Below are 17,848 nucleotides of genomic sequence, written 5' to 3'. Positions count from 1 at the left end.
CTATATTTATAAGGAGGCGTTATTATGTCTAAAGGGAAAGAGGGTCTACATTATTTGTCGTTATTTATCATTGTATGTATCACAATGAATCTTATTATGATGTGCTTGTTCATTAAGCAGGGATCATCACAGGTTATTAATAAGTATAAGAAACAATTAAAGTATGAAGTCACACTATCATCTGATAATGGAATAAGCATCAGAGATGCCAAACAATTAACTACTATTAAAGATGTTAAAACTTATAACTATGAACAACTAGTCAATGCATCTTCACATACACTTAAATCAGTCAATACACGTCTTTCTTTTCCTCGTATTTGTTTGACAGAATTACAAGAAGATACATTTCTTCTTGCAGGTTATTCCTCTATGACGCTGATCCAGGACTTTAATTCAAAAGAATATAAACTTAAAGAAGGAAGACTTTTAAACAAGAATGATGAGAATACATCCAATGCAGTGATTTCTTATGCACTTGCGAAAAATAATAATCTAAGTTTAGGAGACGATATTCAATTAAACACAGAAAAAGGAGATGTATCATTATCTGTTGTAGGAATCTATAAGAATAAAGTAGGACTATTAAGTCATTTAAAGCCTTATAATACTATCTTTATCTCTTTATCAAAAGCGCAGTCATTAAGTCATGCTGAACAAACTGTTTCTTCTGTTACTTATTATTTAAATAAAAAAAGCCATACAGAAGGCTTTATAAAGAAAGCACAAAGAAAACCATTGGATTGGAATCATCTCCAGCTTACATCCAATGATGCACAATATAATGCATGTGTCTCTATCTTTGAAAATATATGTGATAAGTTAAAGATGATTCCTTTGATTATATTAATTATTAGTTCGCTCTTTTTAATACTTATATGCCATAAACTATTTAAAACACATAATCTTAGTAAGATACTTATTATCTTTATGATTTCATTTACTATTTCATGTTTCACAAGTCCATCTCTTTCTAAATATACAATTAATACTTATTTATCTCAGCATGATGTGAATATGTCACAAAAAGAAACAAGAAAGATCAAAACAACCTATACACCTAGAATATTAATAGAGTCTATTGGTATTACATCTATTATGTATTTAGAAACAGTGATTATCGCTTATAAGAAAAAGATCTCAGCCTAGGCTGAGATTATTTCTTTTGATTTAGAGAATAAACCATATATACCACCTGTGTGCATAAATAGTATATTCTTTGCATGATCAAATGTACCTTTTTCTAATTCATGGATTAGTCCATAATACGCTTTGCCTGTATATACAGGATCTAGAATAATACCACTATGTCTAGATAAGTCAGAAATAGCTTCTAATTCTTCTTTGCGACTTAAAGAATATCCTCTTCCTACATATCCATCAATAATATGAATATGACTTCTCTCTACATCTTTTACATCAAGATGAGGTAATGTATCATCAATAATACTATTAATTTCATTAATAAAGAAATTAGCATCATCACATACATTAATACCTACAATATCTTTATGAGCTTGTCTTAATTCATTACCCAAATATAAACCAGTATAAGTTCCTCCAGAACCTACTGCATCAATAATAGTATCGAACACAATACCGGTCTTTTTCTCATATTCTAGTATTTCATCAAAAGCATCAATATAGCCTAAAGTACCGATTCCATTACTAGCACCCATAGGAATAATATAAGGCTTACCACCTTTATCTAATACTTCCTGGTAGACTTCCAGCATCATCTCATCTTTATGTGCTTGAAAATCATCATGTTCCTTTACTCTTATATCAGCACCAAGCATATGATCTAAAAGGAAGTTGGCTGTTTCAATATTTTCACCAGGTTCTTTTCTAAGTATAAGAATACACTTCAATCCTAGTTTTGCGGCTACTGCGGCAGTAGATCGACAATGGTTGGATTGGAATCCACCATTAGTGATCAGTGTATCACACCCTAAAGATAAAGCTTCTGCAACACTGTATTCTAATTTTCTAATCTTATTACCAGATGCCACACTAGCTGTTAAGTCATCTCTTTTCACAAAAATACTTGGTTTATATTTGTTGGAAAGATAGTCTATTTTTTCAATAGGAGTAGGTAGCTGAGCCAAATGTAGTTTGTTCATGTAATCACCTCTAAAAATAGTATAGTAGAGATATCAAACAAAATCACACTTTTCTTACAAAAAAGTTTGGTATAATAGAGACGAGGAGATGTAAACATGAAAACAATTGGTAAAGATGGTATTTTATTAAGACTCGCAAAAGATATGTATCCTGAAAAGGATGATTTATCTTCTATTGAAGTAAAAACTTTATTTAATGATATTTGTCATAAGTATATACAAAGAGAAGGAATTTATGATCTTCTTTCATGGCTAGAAGGTACTGATTTCTATAGAGCACCTGCAAGTACACGTTATCATGGAGATTATGAGGGTGGTTTATGTGACCATAGTCTCCATGTCTATTTCTGCTTTAGAAGCTATGTAAAAAAGCGTTGTGAACCAGGTTATCATTTATCTATGAGTGAAGAAAGTATAGCATTATGTGCTTTATTTCATGATTTATGCAAGGTTGATATTTATAAGACAGAAATGCGTAACAAGAAGAATGCGCAAGGACAATGGGAACAGGTGCCTTTCTATACAATAGAAGATGCATTCCCTGTAGGACATGGTTCTAAGAGTGTTTATATTATGAATCGCTATTTAAAGCTTACAGATATAGAAACAGCAGCTATTGCCTATCATATGGGCTTTAGCTATGGGGATGATGCCAGAACTGTAGGTAATGTATTTGGTCGCTTCCCTGAAGCTTTCGCATTATCTACAGCGGATATGGAAGCTACTTATTTTGTAGAAAATGAACATTGGCCACGATAAAGTGCTATAATATCATCCAAGGTGATATATATGAAAAAGAGTAAAATTAAAACAAATGCGTTAAGAATGTTAGATCGTGATAAGATTCCTTATGAGATCAAAACATATGAATATGATGAAGAACATTTAAGTGGTGAACATGTAGCATCACAAGTAGATATGGATGCAGGTGATATCTATAAGACACTTGTATTACATGAAGACCATGATTATTTAGTATGCTGTATTCCTGTATTAGAGGAAATAGACTTGAAGAAGCTCGCTAAACTATCTGGACATAAGAAGGTAGAAATGCTTCATATGAAGGATTTACTAGGTCTTACAGGTTATATGCGTGGAGGTTGTTCTCCTGTTGGCATGAAAAAGAAGTTCCCAACATATTTTGATGCCAGCATAGAAAAAGACCGTCCTATCGCTCTCTCAGCAGGTAAAAGAGGCTATCAGATGATTGTTTCATCAAAGGATATTACAACTTATTGTGATGCAAAAACAGGGGATGTAGTGAGAGATCACTAACCTCTTTTTATATATCTGTAAGTGTTTACTTAGGAGTTATCGACAAAAACTTATTGATATTCGTAAATATTGCTATTTTATTTAGAGAAGTATCTAAAATATAAGTGAAAGTTATGAGAAAATAATGTAACTGTAGCGCTTTTTGTTTCTATAGGTTTTTGAAAATGGTATAATAGAACCAAGAGGTGACGCTTAAAAATGGATATTAATAAGAAATATGAGCAATGGTTAAATTATGAAGGCATGGACGCTTCATTAAAGGCAGAACTTGCCGGAATGACAGAAGAACAGAAGGAAGATGCTTTCTATAAGAATCTTGAATTCGGTACAGCAGGAATGCGTGGTATTTTAGGTGCTGGTACAAACCGTATGAACATTTATACAGTTCGTAAAGCAAATATGGGATTTGCGAAATATGTAGCTAATTTACCAGAAGGTAAAGAACGTGGAGTGGCAATTAGTTATGATAATAGACATATGTCATATCGTTTTGCGATTGAATCTGCAAAGATTCTCGCAAAGTTTGGTATTAAGTCTTATATCATGGAATCTTTAAGACCTACTCCAGAATTATCTTTCGCAGTACGTTATTTAAAATGTGCAGGTGGTATCATGATTACTGCTTCTCATAACCCTAAGGAATATAACGGTTATAAAGTATATGATGATACTGGTTGTCAGTTAATCCCTGAATGGGGTGATATCGTTGTTGATTATGTAAATGAAATTGATGACGAATTAGAAATCGAACAGATCAGTGATGAAGAAGCTTATCCATTCATTACATGGGTAGGAGAAGAAGTAGATGAAGCTTATTATAAAGCTGTAATGGGTATTGAAATCAATCCTGGACTAGATAAGTCTGATTTCAAGATTGTTTATTCACCACAGCATGGTGCAGATAACATCCCTGTAAGAACATGCTTAAAGAGATTAGGTTATGATATTGTGCCAGTACTTGCACAGTGTGCACCTGATCCAGATTATACAAATACTAAGTCTCCAAACCCAGAAGTAGACGCTTCTTATGAATTAGCTATTAAGCTTGCGAAAGAAGTAGATGCTGATGTAGTCGCAATTACAGACCCAGATGGTGATAGACTTGGTGTTGTCGCAAAGCACAATGGTGAATATGTATTAATGAGTGGTAACCAGAGTGCTGCTGTATATCTTGAATATATCTTATCTCAGAGAAAAGAGAAGGGTACATTACCTGATAATGCAGTTATGTATAATACTATTGTCACAAGTGATCTTGGTGAATTAGTTGCGAGAAACTATGGTGTTGATGTTGAAAAGACATTAACTGGATTCAAGTTCATTGGTGATAAAATCAGAAAGTATGAAAAGACTCATGAAAAACAGTTCATCTTCGGTTATGAAGAAAGCTATGGCTGTGTTGTAGAAGACTTCGTAAGAGATAAAGATGCTGTACAGGCTGTATTACTTGCTGCTGAATGTGGTAACTACTATAAGAAGCAGGGTAAGGATCTTATTGATGTATTGAATGAATTATATGCTAAGTATGGTACATTCAAGGAATCACAGATTGCCTTAGCAAAGGCTGGCGCTGCAGGTGCTGCACGCATTAAAGAAATGATGGATACTTTAAGACAGGATAAGCCTACTGAAATTGGTGGCGTAAAGGTTGTATTAAGTGAAGATTATGCAACAAGTGAACGTTCTGATGGCACTACAATTGACTTACCTAAGTCAAATGTATTAAAGTATTATCTAGAAGATGGTTCTTGGATTGCTGCTAGACCTTCTGGTACAGAACCTAAATGTAAATTCTATTTCTCAATTAAGGGTAAAGATGCTAAGGATGCTGCTGATAAGACAGAAGTATTCCATAAAGCAATGATGGAATTAATTGGTGAATAACTCATATGGGGGCTCTATCTTCGATAGAGTCCTTTATTATTTGGAGGTGTAAAATGTATAAATTATTAGTTGTAGAAGATGAAGTACTGATTAGAGATATTATTAAAGAATATTTCGCAACAAGAGATTATGAAGTCATTGAAGCTGTAGATGGTTATGATGCTTTAGATAAAGTGAATCAGGATATTGATATGGTCTTACTTGATATTATGATGCCAGGAATGGATGGGTATGAAACATGTAAGAAGATCCGTGAAAAATATGATATGCCTATTATTTTTATCAGTGCGTTATCTGAAACTGATAATATGCTAGATGGTTATCATGTAGGTGCAGATGATTATATTACTAAACCTTTTAAACCTTCTGTTTTATATGCGAAATGTCAGGCTATTTTAAATAGAAGCAAGAAGACAGAAAAAGAAGATAAAGAAACAATCTGGTTAGATGAAAGTAAGCATCTCATGTATGTAGATGGTGAAGCGGTAGCGCTTCCTAATAAAGAATATTTGTTGATGGAGTTGTTTTTAAATAATAAGAATCAGTTATTTACTCGTTCTCAGATTTTAAATAAGGTCTGGGGTTATGATTATTATGGTGATGGACGTGCTGTAGATACTTATATTAAGAAACTAAGAAAAAAGTTAGGTGTACATTCACATCGTATTCAGACTATTATGAAGGCAGGTTATACATATACGGATGAAGAAGACTAAATGGTCTTTTGGACTTGTACAGCGTACTTTCTTCTTAATGCTGTTTGTATTTATTATTATTCTAGGACTTATGTCCTTACAAGGTATTACAGAATACAAAGAGCGTCTTATTAGTTCAACTTACGATGCTTCACTCACTTCAGGTTTGCAGAGTATTTATCAAACAGAATATTCATTAGATAATAAGAATATGACTAAATATTTAAAGAATTACTACCTAACCAATGAAGGTATGTCTGCAATTGTTGATAGTGATAATAATATTAAGTCATTTGTGAGCAGTGCTTCTTTACATGTATCTCAATTATGGATTCTTGATGAAAATAAGAGTCAAGAAATCATGGTAGATATATCTGAAAATAATTTAGTAAAGAAAATCAATGAATATATGATTGCCCATCCGGATGAGAATTATGAAGTAGTTATAGGCGGTGCACAGCCTAAAAAGAAACAATATTATATTAATGATGGTGAACAAGAAGTTGAATACTATACATCAATGGATACAACAGGTATTCATCCTGCTTATCTTGCGATTAATGGTAAGGTGTTACTTAATAACTCACATAAATCATTGAAGAAGTATAAAATATCTTGGTATATGTCAGAAAGATGTTTTTATGAAAGAAATGGTTCAAGTGGTGGAAGAGAGTTTACGGATTATAAGAAGCTAAAGAAGGCATTAGAGAAACAAATCAAGAAGATTGATAGTATTGAATATTCAAAAGGGTCTGATTATGTGCATTCTAAGAGTATTAATGTAGGTGATGGTACAATGACTATTGTGCTTTCAGAACTTAATCAGGAAATCTCTTCTGTATCAAATACAAGTGGTGTAAAAGGTTATTTTGTATCTGCAAGCTTTATACCAAAATTAACTAAAAGAGCTGCTGTGAACTATTTTGAACATTCCTGGTATATTTATATTATTGTGCTCTGGTTAAATGTTGTGATTTCTATTGTAATCTCACATATGATTACTAAACCATTAAGACATGTATCAGAAGTTACAAGTGAAATTGCGAAAAATGATTTCAGTGAGAAGTTTTTAATTACACGTCATGATGAAATAGGACAATTAGAAAACAATATTAACATTATGAGTACGAACTTAGAGAATACAATCAATCAGCTTACTGAACAATTAGAACATGTCCAAAGACTTGAACATACAAGAAAACAGTTTATTGCGAACTTCACACATGAGATCAAAACACCTCTTGGTATTATTGCCGGTTATTCTGAATTATTAGAAGATGCTACAACACAGGAATCAAGAGAAAAATATATTTCTATCATCAATGAACAGATAGAGCGTATTAATGGTATTGTACTCACAATGTTGGAACTTTCACGTTTAGAATCAGGTAAGATTGAACTCAATAACTATTATGTTTCATTATCTGAATTAGTAGAAGAAGTTATAGATGATTTTGAATATGAATTAGAAAAGAAACAACTTCATGTAGTAAAGGAATATGAAGTTGTTGATTTAGATTGTGATCCTATTCAGATAGAAAGAGTCATTAACAACCTCACATCTAATGCGATTAAACATACCGAAGAACATGGTACAATCACATATCGTATTATGAAGCATCGCTTTGAGATAGAAAATGAAGGACATCATCTTTCTCAGGAAGAGATGGAATCTATCTGGGAAGCCTATATTTCTAAGGATCAAGGTGGAACAGGACTCGGTCTTCCTATCGTAAAAGCGATATTAGAGAGACATGGATATCATTTTGGAGTAGAAAATACAGAAAAAGGTGTTCTATTCTACTTTGAATATTGATATAATAAGTCAAGTAGGGAATGGGTGATCTTATGAAACTAAAAAGAGTACAGTTTTTTATGTCTAAACAAAGTTATCTAGCTAGTCTCCTTGCGATTGCAGCATTAGTCTGTTATTTCATAGGTTACGCCTCAATTGCGATTATACTTACTATCGCGATTATTATTTGTTTAGTTATTTATTTTATTCTTGGTCTCGTTTATTGGAGATGCCCTTATTGTCATAACTACCTTCCCACAAAAGATGCAGGTAGTTTAACAGTGTGTCCCCATTGTCAAAAAGAATTATTTAGAGATGAAGAAAACAATACTGTAGAAAAATAAAAGGCTGATATCACATAAGTGATATCAGTCTTTTTCTATAAGTAAATAGCTTTATTGATGTGAAGATAGTAGATAATAGGTTGTACATCTGTATGGAATACTTCTTTAAGTACTTTAGAGTAATAAGACAACTGTGTGCGATGGAGATCTTTAAGTGTTTCATCACTATTATCTTTTGATACTCTATCTGTCTTATAGTCTAATACATAAACCTTATTGTCTTTTATAAAGACTAAGTCAAATATACCATTGATGATGAGACCATTCTCATCTTTGTATCTAAATTGTTTTTCTTGGTAAATTTGATCTGCATCTTTAATCAATTGATATGTATCGCTATTGATAAAATCATTGATATGAGGAAGATAGTTCTTTAGTACACTCAATCCTTCTTCATCAAACATCTGATTCGTATAAAGTGATTCAATCAATTCTTGAGGATCATCATCTTTGAAATTAAAGTAGCTTAACAAGTTATGTACGAGTGTTCCTCTATCTGTTGCTAGATAGTGTGTTTCTTCATTACTGAAATCAAAGTGAGTTTCATCACTCTTCATTTCTTCCATACTTGTGACCGCAATGCTACGTGGTTCAACAGGATATGGATATTCAAAATCATAATACTTCTTATAGGCACGATATTGGTTCTCTATCTTTATTTTCGCATAAGGTGGAATACGTTGTACTGTTTCACTGCTATCTTGTATTGTGCAATGGAAACGCGCTAACTGAGTATCTTTATTATCTAGTTCTTTAAAAGAAGAACGATCTAATGAAAGATAAGGTCTAATTTCAGGAATTAGTATCTTTAAATCATTTTGGAAGTCTTTATGTCTTAATAAAGCCATTATCACCCAATTCAAATAATTATTCGTAGAACGCATGGCAAGGTTATATACAACACCCTGTCCCTTCTTTAGAGTAGGATCTGTATCATTGGCCTGTACTTGACGGGCAATAGAAATAATCTCTTCTTCATCCTTGATTGTACCGGTTAGGATGAGTTTCTTTTCTGCACGTGTTAAGGCAACATAAAGAATACGCATTTCTTCATTCACTGTTTCTTGACGAATGAACATCTTCAACATCTTTGAATAAGGATGTTCATATTTACATACAATATTACCAAAAGGAGATTCTTCTAGCTTACATACACTTCCTGCCACTCCATCGTGCTGAGAAATAATAATTTCCGCTTTTTCATCAGAAGTATTAAATTTCTTCTGCATCGCACTCACAAAAACAACAGGGAATTGTAACCCTTTAGACTTATGAATAGTCATGAACTCTACAGCATCATTTTCATCACTCGCAATAAAACCAGGTGCCTGGTTAGAAGAAGAATCTAATAGTTCTAGGTAATCCTTTAAATAAGGATATTCTTCATTTGTACGGAATGTTTCTAATAGAATATCTAAGTTTGCGCTACGTTGTTCACCATTCATTAACTGGGATACAAAAGATTGGTATCCTGTTTCTTTTAAACATTTCTTTAATGTTTCATAAGGAGAAGATGTCATGGCCGTATTTCTTAAATCATCAAACACTTCTAAGAAATGAAGAACTTTATTGTTGGTATGATGTGTGAGGTTGATGTAAAGAGGATCTTCTGCGTCTCTGATTTCTAATAATTCATTTTCCGTAAAATGAGAGAATAAGAAGTTATTATGTAATACAGATAACATCGCAATATCATCATATGGATTAACCAAAGCCTTTAATAACGTCATCATACTGATGACTTCATTGGACTCAAATAAACCACTCGATAAAGTAATATTTGCAGGAATATGATAACGTTCAAATACTTTCTTATAGGTAATAAATTCAGTTGTAGAACGCATGAGTACCGCAAAATCATGATATTTATAATCTTTTAACTTTCTCATACTGATGATTTTCTGGGCAATCATATGGGCTTCTACTTCAGATTTTGTATATTCTTCCTGATTCTTATAAAGAGAAATAAGTATGTCTGTATCAAAATCATGATTCTTCTCTAGTTCAGGAAGTGTTGTACCTTTCGCATCAAAATCATATCTTAAAATCGCATTATCACCATGGATATACTCTAATCCACCTACAGAACTATCCATAATACAATCAAAAATATAATTGACACTATCCAATACAACTTTTTCAGAACGATAGTTATACTTTAAATCAATACGAATGTTTGTATCATATTCTGTCATCTCTTCTAGTTTAGTGAATGTATCAAACTTATACTGGAAAATAGAAGGATCAGCTTGTCTAAAACGATAAATAGACTGTTTCATATCACCGACCATAAACATTGGAATATGTTCATCATAGTTCGCAATCTTTAAGACAAGGTTTTCCTGCATTTCATTGGTATCCTGATACTCATCCACCATGATTTCCTTTAATGTATGATTCAATCTTTCTACAACTGGAAGATCAGGCTGCAACAGTCTTGTTGCATATTCTTCTAGATCATGGAAGTCTAATTCATTTCTAGCTTTCTTTGCTTCACTATAATCTTTATTGAACTGATTCAATAATCCATCTTTACCAAGTAAGAATTCAATATCTTTAAAAGAATAATCAAGATATTTTTTGAACTCCTCTGTTGAAGTAAAAGATAACAACTTCTTTAATTTTGAAAGAGGATCAGTGACATTTCCTTTTAACTTTGTATATTGTTTCTTAACAGAATCATCTACACCTAATTCACTCCATTTAATACTTGCCATTTCTAACTTTTGAGATAGTAAACTATTTAATGTATCAAAGGTAAGAGGTCTATTTAAGGCATCGTAGAGATCAGAATAATAATCATATAATGCAGTGGCAGGTGCAGGTTTTTTCGCATTTTCAACAGTTTCAAAGAAATAAGTAATATCATGCTTTTCACAGAAGCGATATAAAATATTATAGGCACTTAAACTTTTAAGACAGCAGTCTCTATATAATTGAGTCATGCCTTCTAGAATAGGCATGTTTCTAGAAAGATTAAAATCATAATATCTTTCATGAACTTGATCAAGGAATTGATGGAAATCCACAAAAGAATTGGTAATATTCTGGAAGTCTATTAAAGTCTTCTTTAAATCATCAAAGTTATTTTTTGTGTTATGACGGTAAGCATAATCCTTGAAATCTGGATCTTCTATCCATTTCTCTAAACACTGATCTAGTACTTGGTCTTTAATTAAATCAGGTGAAGGGTTCACCTTAAATCCGGGCATCACACCAATTAAATAGCCATACTTCTCTAATAGTGTCTTACAGAAACTATCAAACGTAGTGATATAGGCATGAGGCAGTAATTGAATCTGTTCTTGAATATGTCTCAATGTTTCTTCATCATGATTAGCTAAAGCTTCTTCATGTAAAGACACATTCAATCTTTGTTTCATTTCATTTCCTGCTGCTTTAGTAAAAGTTAATACTAGAAATTGATCCATTGAATAATAATCATTCACAATCAAACTAATTAAACGGGCCACAAGAATTCTTGTCTTTCCTGAGCCAGCAGGAGCACTGACAAGAATAGTCTTCCCTCTTAAATCAATTGCAGCCTGTTGTTCTTTATTGTATTTAGGCATTCTCGTCATCTCCTTTTAGTTTTTTATACATATCTTTCGCAATCATTCTATTTTCATTTTCAAATACATCAAATAAACATACTGACTTATAAGGGCAATAAGTACATGGATAAACCTTAAAATCACTGTCTGGCTGGGCACCATCTGTTAAGGTAGGATGGATAGGAATTAATCCAGCATGAATCTTTTTATATAGTTCGGAAATATGATTTTCCACATATTCCATAATTGAATCTAGTTCATCAGGGGAAATAACCTTTGCGCTATTCGCATATTCTCCAGACTTCTTTACCTTAACAGGTGCAACTAATTCAGGAGTAGATCCGAGTCCTTTTACAGAATTAGTAGATCCATCATCCACCATATAGCCTTCCATACGATATTCTTTTAATACATCCTCATCACCAAGCACATAACTTGTATCACGTGTTAGTATTCGTTTCTTCATATTAAAGTACAACATACCTGCACGGTCCTTGTTTTCCTGCTTGCATAACATATCTAGATAAACAAGCATTTGAATATTAAATCCCTGCATCGCAAGATTTAAATCAATTTCTTTATTACTGGATTTATAATCCACTATACGTGCATAATTTCCAAATTCATCTACTCTATCAATAATACCTGAAAAAGGAACATCACCAATCTGACCAGATATTTCTTTCTCTTTTGCGACAGGAACATAGTTACCTAGTTTTAACTGTTTCTGAATAATCTTGATTGTCATCTTCATATCTTTAATGAGATTATCAATAAAGTATTGGTTCATTGGATGACCATCATATTTCTCTTTCAGATTCTCTTCTATATAGTGCATTGCTTCTTGATCTACAAGAGATTCATTATCTAAACACTTCTCCATCAAATAATGACATAAAGAACCAAGTTCACTTGTTTGTAAAGTATCTTCTCTCTTTTCTGTAATCTTTAATCCATATTTAATGTAATAAGAGAAAGGACACTTATTATATGTTTCTAAACGAGATACACTGACCCCTCTTCCGAGCTTATTTGTATCTTTAATAAACTCAGGCTGGTTACTTGTCATCTTATAATGATCAATCAATCGATTAATAGGATCTTCATCTATACGTGACTGATTTAAATATAGGTTATTCTTGATGAGATTCAATGAAGGATTGATATATTCTAATTCAAAGAGATCACTCAAACGTGACATAAGAATAGAAGGAATTAACTCATTGGCAGCCATATTCTTCTTACTATAAGAGAATGTATAAGATAAATAAGGATTTAAAAGAACCTGTATAATACGCTTATAATGTGCCTGTAACTGTTCATCTAATAATAGAGGATGAGGATTAAACTGTTTATAGTCTTCCTCCATTAAGAATCCTTTATCACTGATTTCTAAAGGTAAGAATGTTTCATTGATTCCTGTTAAGTAAATATGTTTTTGTGTTGCAGTGAGTCCCTTTTCAAGTGAAGTCACAATAACACCTGTCTTATTTGTAACTCTATTACCTGGGATAATACATTGAAGGAATAAATCAAACTCTTCTGGACTAATTTCATCATCACATTTATAGGCATCAAGAGTTTTAATCATAGAGGCACTGATATCCTGTTTTTGAAGGAATTGAATAATTTCTTTAAAAGTATGTCCAATACACTCTGATAATGATCGAGACATTTTACGATAATCACTATTATAATGACATGTTTCATTTTGTGATAATGTGGCAGGAATATTGAGTTCATCAAAACAAATAGTCAAATAATCTGAATAGCTTGCCTGATTTGTGATGATCATAAAATCTTCATACTGCAGCTGTTCATTCACAATACGTGATTTAATATCACAGGCAATCTTCATACATTCCTGCATAGGATGACCACCTGTAATAACACGTCCTTTTGCAACTTTATGTACATCACTATTATCAAATAAGTGATGAATAATAGCCTCTTCATATTCACTTAATACTTCATCTGCATCTGTTATCTCTAATAATGTGACTGGAACATAATTGTCTATCTTCTTAAACAACTCTTTGGATGCAATATGAGGATAATCATCACTCATAATATAAAGAGGAGTCTTTAAAGAATCATCTATTAAATCTTCTACCATTTCTTCAATTGTCCAGTATCCCCCTGGAATAAGAGAATTAATTGTATATAAATCTTCACATTTTTTACTTAATAAAGTATCTTCGAAAAACTGTTCAAGAGTTATATTATTTCTATGAATCTTCTTAAGTGTATTAATGAGTTCAAGAATCATCTCATAAGAATTAGAACTAAACTGTATTGTATTAAATGTATGACAAGAAAGAATATGACGCATTATAAAAACAAGATCTGCCTGTGAATAAATATGACGGGCAAACTGTTTATGTGAAATCAAAATCTTATCTATATATTGTTTAAGTGTTAGAACTTCTATATCAAATAAACAGGAATACTTATTCAAGAATAGATCTTCTACATATTCTGTATTTTCTGTAATGATATAAGCAGGCCCCTGTAAGTGTTCTGCCAATTCATTGAGTTTTTTATTGAGGTGCATCCCTTTAATAATCTGCATAATGATTCTCCTTCATTTGTACTTTGGTACTATTATATCATTGCATCTAAAATCATGCATTAAGTTCAGTCTCTATAACACCTATATAATGGAGGTAAGAAAAAAAGCCTTCCACATAAGTGGAAAGCTTCAGGTTAACGTAACTCATCAAGCCACATAGATACATCTGCATCACTAGGCATACGTAAATCTCCACGAGGAGATAAAGCCACTGAACCAACTTTAGGTCCATCTGGGATACAGCTACGCTTAAACTGCTGAGTAAAGAAACGTCTATAGAATAGAGTGAGCCATTTCTTAATTGTTGCTTCATCATATTTATCACCATATGTATGAATCGCAATACGTAATAGTTTCTGTGGTTCATAATGGAATCTTGCATGATGATAAAGGAAGAAGTCATGTAATTCATAAGGTCCTACAATATCTTCAGTCTTCTGAGTAATTTCACCATCTTTGGCAGGAAGTAATTCAGGTGAGACTGGTGTATGAAGAATATCCTGTAATGTAGCTTCTAATACTTCACCTTTATATAAAGTAGATACATAATCTACAAGATATCTTACAAGTGTCTTAGGAACAGAAACATTAACGCCATACATACTCATATGGTCACCATTATAAGTAGACCATCCAAGTGCAACTTCTGATAAGTCTCCTGTACCTACGACAATACCACCTGCCTGATTCGCAATATCCATAAGAACCTGTGTTCTTTCACGTGCCTGGCAGTTTTCATAAGTGACATCATGAACTTCAGGATCATGATTAATATCTTTAAAATGCTGGTTAACGGCATCTTTGATATTGACTGTCATAGAAGTGACTTCTAGTTCTTTCATAAGTGTTAAGGCATTATTTAAAGTACGATCAGTTGTCCCAAAACAAGGCATAGTCACCGCAATAATATCTGATACAGGACGTCCTAACATCTTATAAGCCTTATGCATTACAAGTAATGCGAGAGTAGAATCTAGTCCTCCAGACATACCAACAACGACTTTCTTAATATGAGCTGCTTCAAGTCTCTGCATTAAGCCATGAGTCTGAATATTAAATACTTCTTCACAACGTGCAGCACGTTTATCTTTATCACTAGGGACAAATGGATGAGGATCATAATAACGATCTAAATCTAATTCTTCATTATCTAATGCAAATGGTACGGCATCAAAATAATCTTCACTATCATAAGTTGTCATTTCAATACGTTCTGTATGAATCTTTTCTAAATCCATATCTGCATAGATTAAACCTGTAGAATATTGAGTAGATTCTTTAAGTAATGTACCATTTTCATAAATAAGATGATGATTAGAGAATACCACATCTGTTGTTGATTCACCTAGACCTGTATTACTATAAACATAGCCACATACAAGTCTTGCACTTGTTGCACTAATTAAACTACGTCTATAATCACTCTTACCAGTTAAGTTATTAGATGCAGAAGGGTTCACAATAAGTGTTGCTCCATTTAAACATGCATCAGTACTTGGTGTATGAGGTACCCATACATCTTCACATATTTCTACCCCAATCTTTAACCAAGGATGATTTACATCTTCAAAAATCTGTTCAGTTGTCACATGAATTTCCTGATCACATAAAGTAATATACTCATCTAAATCACGACCACTCTTGAAATGTCTACCTTCATAGAATTCATGATAATTTGGAATATATGTCTTAGGTACAGCACCTAGAATATCTCCTCTATGTAATACAAGAGCACAATTGTAAAGATCATTACGGATGACAAGTGGCATTCCAATAACAATCACTGTATCAAGATCTTTTGTTTCATCTAGAATATATTGAAGCTGTGTTTCTGATTCATTCAATACTCTTTTCTGAAAGAAAAGATCTTCAATTGTATAACCAGTTAAACATAACTCATTTAATACAAGAACCTGTGTATGATTTGCGTTGGCTTCTTTTGATAAACGGATAATCTCCTGCGCATTCTTTTTCACATTTGCGATAGAGACTTTAAAAGAACCAGCTGCAACTCTAATAAAACCATCTTTCATAAACATTCCTCCAATTTCCCTCTCATTATATCAAAAAAAGTTCACATGAGTGAACTTTATAATAAATGTATATCATTTTCTTCGCAGATACGCATTGTATCTTCATCCCATAAAGAAGCTTGTACTTCACCAATATGGGCTTTCTTTAAGAAGAACATACATAAACGTGACTGACCAATACCGCCACCAATACTTAATGGATAAACATTGTTTAAAACGTTCTGATGGTAAGGAAGTTCAGTACGCTCTTCAGCATGTGCTTTCTTTAACTGTTCTTCTAAAGCTTTCGCATCAACACGTACACCCATAGAAGATAATTCAAATGCATCATCAAGAATAGGGTGATAAACAAGAATATCACCATTAAGTGTCCAGTCATCATAGTCTGGTGCACGTCCATCATGTTTAATACCTGACTTAAGGGTATCCCCAATCTTCATTAAACATACAGCCTTTTTAGCCTTAGTAATAGCTCTTTCTCTTTCCTTTGGTGTTAAATCAGGATAAACATCTTCTAATTCCTGTGTGGTAATAAAGAAAATCTTTTCTGGTAATAATCCTTTATCCAACTTTGGATAATGACGAATCATTAAGAAATCTAAATCTAATAAAGCTTTATAAATCTTCTTAACAGTCTGTTTGAAGAAATCAACAGTACGATCTTCAGGTTTGATCACTAATTCCCAGTCCCACTGGTCTACATACATAGAATGAAGGTTATCAATTGTTTCATCTCTTCTAATTGCGTTCATATCTGTATATAGTCCTGTATGTGCTTCAAAGCCATATCTATAAAGCGCATCACGCTTCCATTTTGCAAGTGAATGAATGATTTCAATTTCATCATCATTATTTAACTCATAGCTGTTGAAAGCTACTGGTCTTTCAGTTCCATTTAAATCATCATTTAATCCTGTGTTTTTTAATAAAAATAGTGGTGCAGATACTCTAGTGAGTCTTAATTCTTCTGATAAACGTCTTTCAAAATAATCTTTAATCATCTTAATCGCAACTTCAGTCTCAATAAGATTGAGTTGTGAATGATAGTTCTCTGGTACAAATACTTTACTCATAAGTTTTTTACTCCTTTATGTATGATTATATAAGAAAAAAATAAAAAAGAAAGAAAGAAAACAGTATTTCTTTTGAATACCCATAATCTACAGGTAACGATTTAAGAGAAGTGTGGAGCAGAAATATTCAGGATATAGACTATTTGTCTATGACTGATAGGAAATGATCTCTGTAGGTATTTCTTGATTTTATCCATGATAGTCTTTCCCATCTTTCTATGGTTAAATCTATACTCCTGTTCATTCAGGAATAAAGGCATCTCTCTTTTGGTTATTCCATGATATATCCCAGTAATATTATTTTTAATATTACCGATTATTATGTTTAACCAGAGTAGTCTATGATCCTTTTCTTCGTAGCTAATCTTCTCATTCTTTACCTGTATTTCTTCATTTAGTGTATTAAAGCCTTTCTCACCATCAGTATTAAGTAATGCATCATGTGATAATACACAACACTTTTCTATGTTTTTCTTAAGTGACAGACCAGTATAATCTGT

Annotated in this window: 13 protein-coding genes; 7 read left to right on the top strand and 6 right to left on the bottom strand. The window is 32.5% G+C overall.

All coding sequences use genetic code 11. From position 1 onward, the window contains the following. The first annotated feature begins 24 nt into the window (after positions 1 to 24). Entirely contained in the window at positions 25 to 1,149 is a 1,125-nt protein-coding gene (locus ABUA27_RS00065) for an ABC transporter permease (RefSeq protein ID WP_129980872.1), read from the top strand. Here the strand turns inward: ABUA27_RS00065 and ABUA27_RS00060 are convergent. Beyond that, on the bottom strand, positions 1,146 to 2,123 hold the full coding sequence (locus ABUA27_RS00060) for a D-cysteine desulfhydrase family protein (RefSeq protein WP_349820009.1): 978 nt from the start codon (positions 2,121 to 2,123) through the stop codon (positions 1,146 to 1,148). The genes ABUA27_RS00065 and ABUA27_RS00060 overlap by 4 nt on opposite strands. A 96-nt stretch (positions 2,124 to 2,219) precedes the next feature. On the opposite strand from ABUA27_RS00060, the gene ABUA27_RS00055 reads away from it, so the two are divergent. The 6 genes from ABUA27_RS00055 (at position 2,220) to ABUA27_RS00030 (ending at position 8,116) form a co-directional block, all read left to right on the top strand. Beyond that, the gene (locus ABUA27_RS00055; RefSeq protein WP_192923989.1) at positions 2,220 to 2,882 is read left to right on the top strand and encodes a hydrolase; all 663 of its coding nucleotides are present in this window, start codon (positions 2,220 to 2,222) and stop codon (positions 2,880 to 2,882) included. A 30-nt stretch (positions 2,883 to 2,912) separates the two neighbouring features. Beyond that, a complete protein-coding gene (gene ybaK / locus ABUA27_RS00050) occupies positions 2,913 to 3,398 on the top strand; it encodes a Cys-tRNA(Pro) deacylase (protein ID WP_303352520.1) in 486 nt (161 codons plus the stop codon). Between the two features lie 198 nt (positions 3,399 to 3,596). Next, a complete protein-coding gene (locus tag ABUA27_RS00045; protein ID WP_022425161.1) occupies positions 3,597 to 5,282 on the top strand; it encodes a phospho-sugar mutase in 1,686 nt (561 codons plus the stop codon). 53 nt (positions 5,283 to 5,335) lie between these two features. Beyond that, on the top strand, positions 5,336 to 5,998 hold the full coding sequence (locus ABUA27_RS00040; protein ID WP_281082050.1) for a response regulator transcription factor: 663 nt from the start codon (positions 5,336 to 5,338) through the stop codon (positions 5,996 to 5,998). After that, positions 5,985 to 7,793, top strand: coding sequence for a sensor histidine kinase (locus ABUA27_RS00035; protein ID WP_349820008.1), 1,809 nt, complete (start codon positions 5,985 to 5,987; stop codon positions 7,791 to 7,793). The genes ABUA27_RS00040 and ABUA27_RS00035 overlap by 14 nt, the downstream gene beginning before the upstream one ends. A gap of 59 nt (positions 7,794 to 7,852) precedes the next feature. After that, the gene (locus ABUA27_RS00030; RefSeq protein WP_295250767.1) at positions 7,853 to 8,116 is read left to right on the top strand and encodes a hypothetical protein; all 264 of its coding nucleotides are present in this window, start codon (positions 7,853 to 7,855) and stop codon (positions 8,114 to 8,116) included. Between the two features lie 35 nt (positions 8,117 to 8,151). Here the strand turns inward: ABUA27_RS00030 and ABUA27_RS00025 are convergent, their stop codons facing one another. The 5 genes from ABUA27_RS00025 to ABUA27_RS00005 all read right to left on the bottom strand — a co-directional run. Next, positions 8,152 to 11,688 (bottom strand): UvrD-helicase domain-containing protein, encoded by a 3,537-nt coding sequence (locus ABUA27_RS00025; RefSeq protein WP_349820007.1) that lies wholly within the window; start codon positions 11,686 to 11,688, stop codon positions 8,152 to 8,154. After that, positions 11,681 to 14,242, bottom strand: coding sequence for a PD-(D/E)XK nuclease family protein (locus ABUA27_RS00020; protein WP_349820006.1), 2,562 nt, complete (start codon positions 14,240 to 14,242; stop codon positions 11,681 to 11,683). The genes ABUA27_RS00025 and ABUA27_RS00020 overlap by 8 nt, the downstream gene beginning before the upstream one ends. A 134-nt stretch (positions 14,243 to 14,376) precedes the next feature. Continuing rightward, positions 14,377 to 16,275 carry an NAD(+) synthase gene (locus ABUA27_RS00015; RefSeq protein WP_129980881.1) on the bottom strand — a complete coding sequence of 633 codons (1,899 nt, stop codon included), beginning with the start codon at positions 16,273 to 16,275 and terminating at the stop codon, positions 14,377 to 14,379. A 56-nt stretch (positions 16,276 to 16,331) separates the two neighbouring features. Then, positions 16,332 to 17,348: an aspartate--ammonia ligase gene (gene asnA, locus ABUA27_RS00010; protein ID WP_022425155.1), complete on the bottom strand. Its 1,017-nt coding sequence runs from the start codon at positions 17,346 to 17,348 to the stop codon at positions 16,332 to 16,334. Positions 17,349 to 17,449: 101 nt separating this feature from the next. Then, positions 17,450 to 17,848: transposase (locus ABUA27_RS00005; protein WP_349820005.1), on the bottom strand; the 399-nt coding region annotated here is incomplete at its 5' end.

Source organism: Catenibacterium sp. RTP21428st1_D7_RTP21428_210409, assembly GCF_040227455.1.
GTDB lineage: Bacteria > Bacillota_I > Bacilli_A > Erysipelotrichales > Coprobacillaceae > Catenibacterium > Catenibacterium mitsuoka_A.
Note: the sequence above shows the minus strand (reverse complement) of the source record. Positions and strands in the feature narration are given on the sequence as shown.

Excerpts from the sequence above, each read along its gene's own strand:
- ABUA27_RS00065 (WP_129980872.1), top strand. The coding sequence starts at position 25 with ATGTCTAAAGGGAAAGAGGGTCTACATTATTTGTCGTTATTTATCATT.
- ABUA27_RS00060 (WP_349820009.1), bottom strand. The coding sequence starts at position 2,123 with ATGAACAAACTACATTTGGCTCAGCTACCTACTCCTATTGAAAAAATA.
- ABUA27_RS00055 (WP_192923989.1), top strand. The coding sequence starts at position 2,220 with ATGAAAACAATTGGTAAAGATGGTATTTTATTAAGACTCGCAAAAGAT.
- ybaK (WP_303352520.1), top strand. The coding sequence starts at position 2,913 with ATGAAAAAGAGTAAAATTAAAACAAATGCGTTAAGAATGTTAGATCGT.
- ABUA27_RS00045 (WP_022425161.1), top strand. The coding sequence starts at position 3,597 with ATGGATATTAATAAGAAATATGAGCAATGGTTAAATTATGAAGGCATG.
- ABUA27_RS00040 (WP_281082050.1), top strand. The coding sequence starts at position 5,336 with ATGTATAAATTATTAGTTGTAGAAGATGAAGTACTGATTAGAGATATT.
- ABUA27_RS00035 (WP_349820008.1), top strand. The coding sequence starts at position 5,985 with ATGAAGAAGACTAAATGGTCTTTTGGACTTGTACAGCGTACTTTCTTC.
- ABUA27_RS00030 (WP_295250767.1), top strand. The coding sequence starts at position 7,853 with ATGTCTAAACAAAGTTATCTAGCTAGTCTCCTTGCGATTGCAGCATTA.
- ABUA27_RS00025 (WP_349820007.1), bottom strand. The coding sequence starts at position 11,688 with ATGCCTAAATACAATAAAGAACAACAGGCTGCAATTGATTTAAGAGGG.
- ABUA27_RS00020 (WP_349820006.1), bottom strand. The coding sequence starts at position 14,242 with ATGCAGATTATTAAAGGGATGCACCTCAATAAAAAACTCAATGAATTG.
- ABUA27_RS00015 (WP_129980881.1), bottom strand. The coding sequence starts at position 16,275 with ATGAAAGATGGTTTTATTAGAGTTGCAGCTGGTTCTTTTAAAGTCTCT.
- asnA (WP_022425155.1), bottom strand. The coding sequence starts at position 17,348 with ATGAGTAAAGTATTTGTACCAGAGAACTATCATTCACAACTCAATCTT.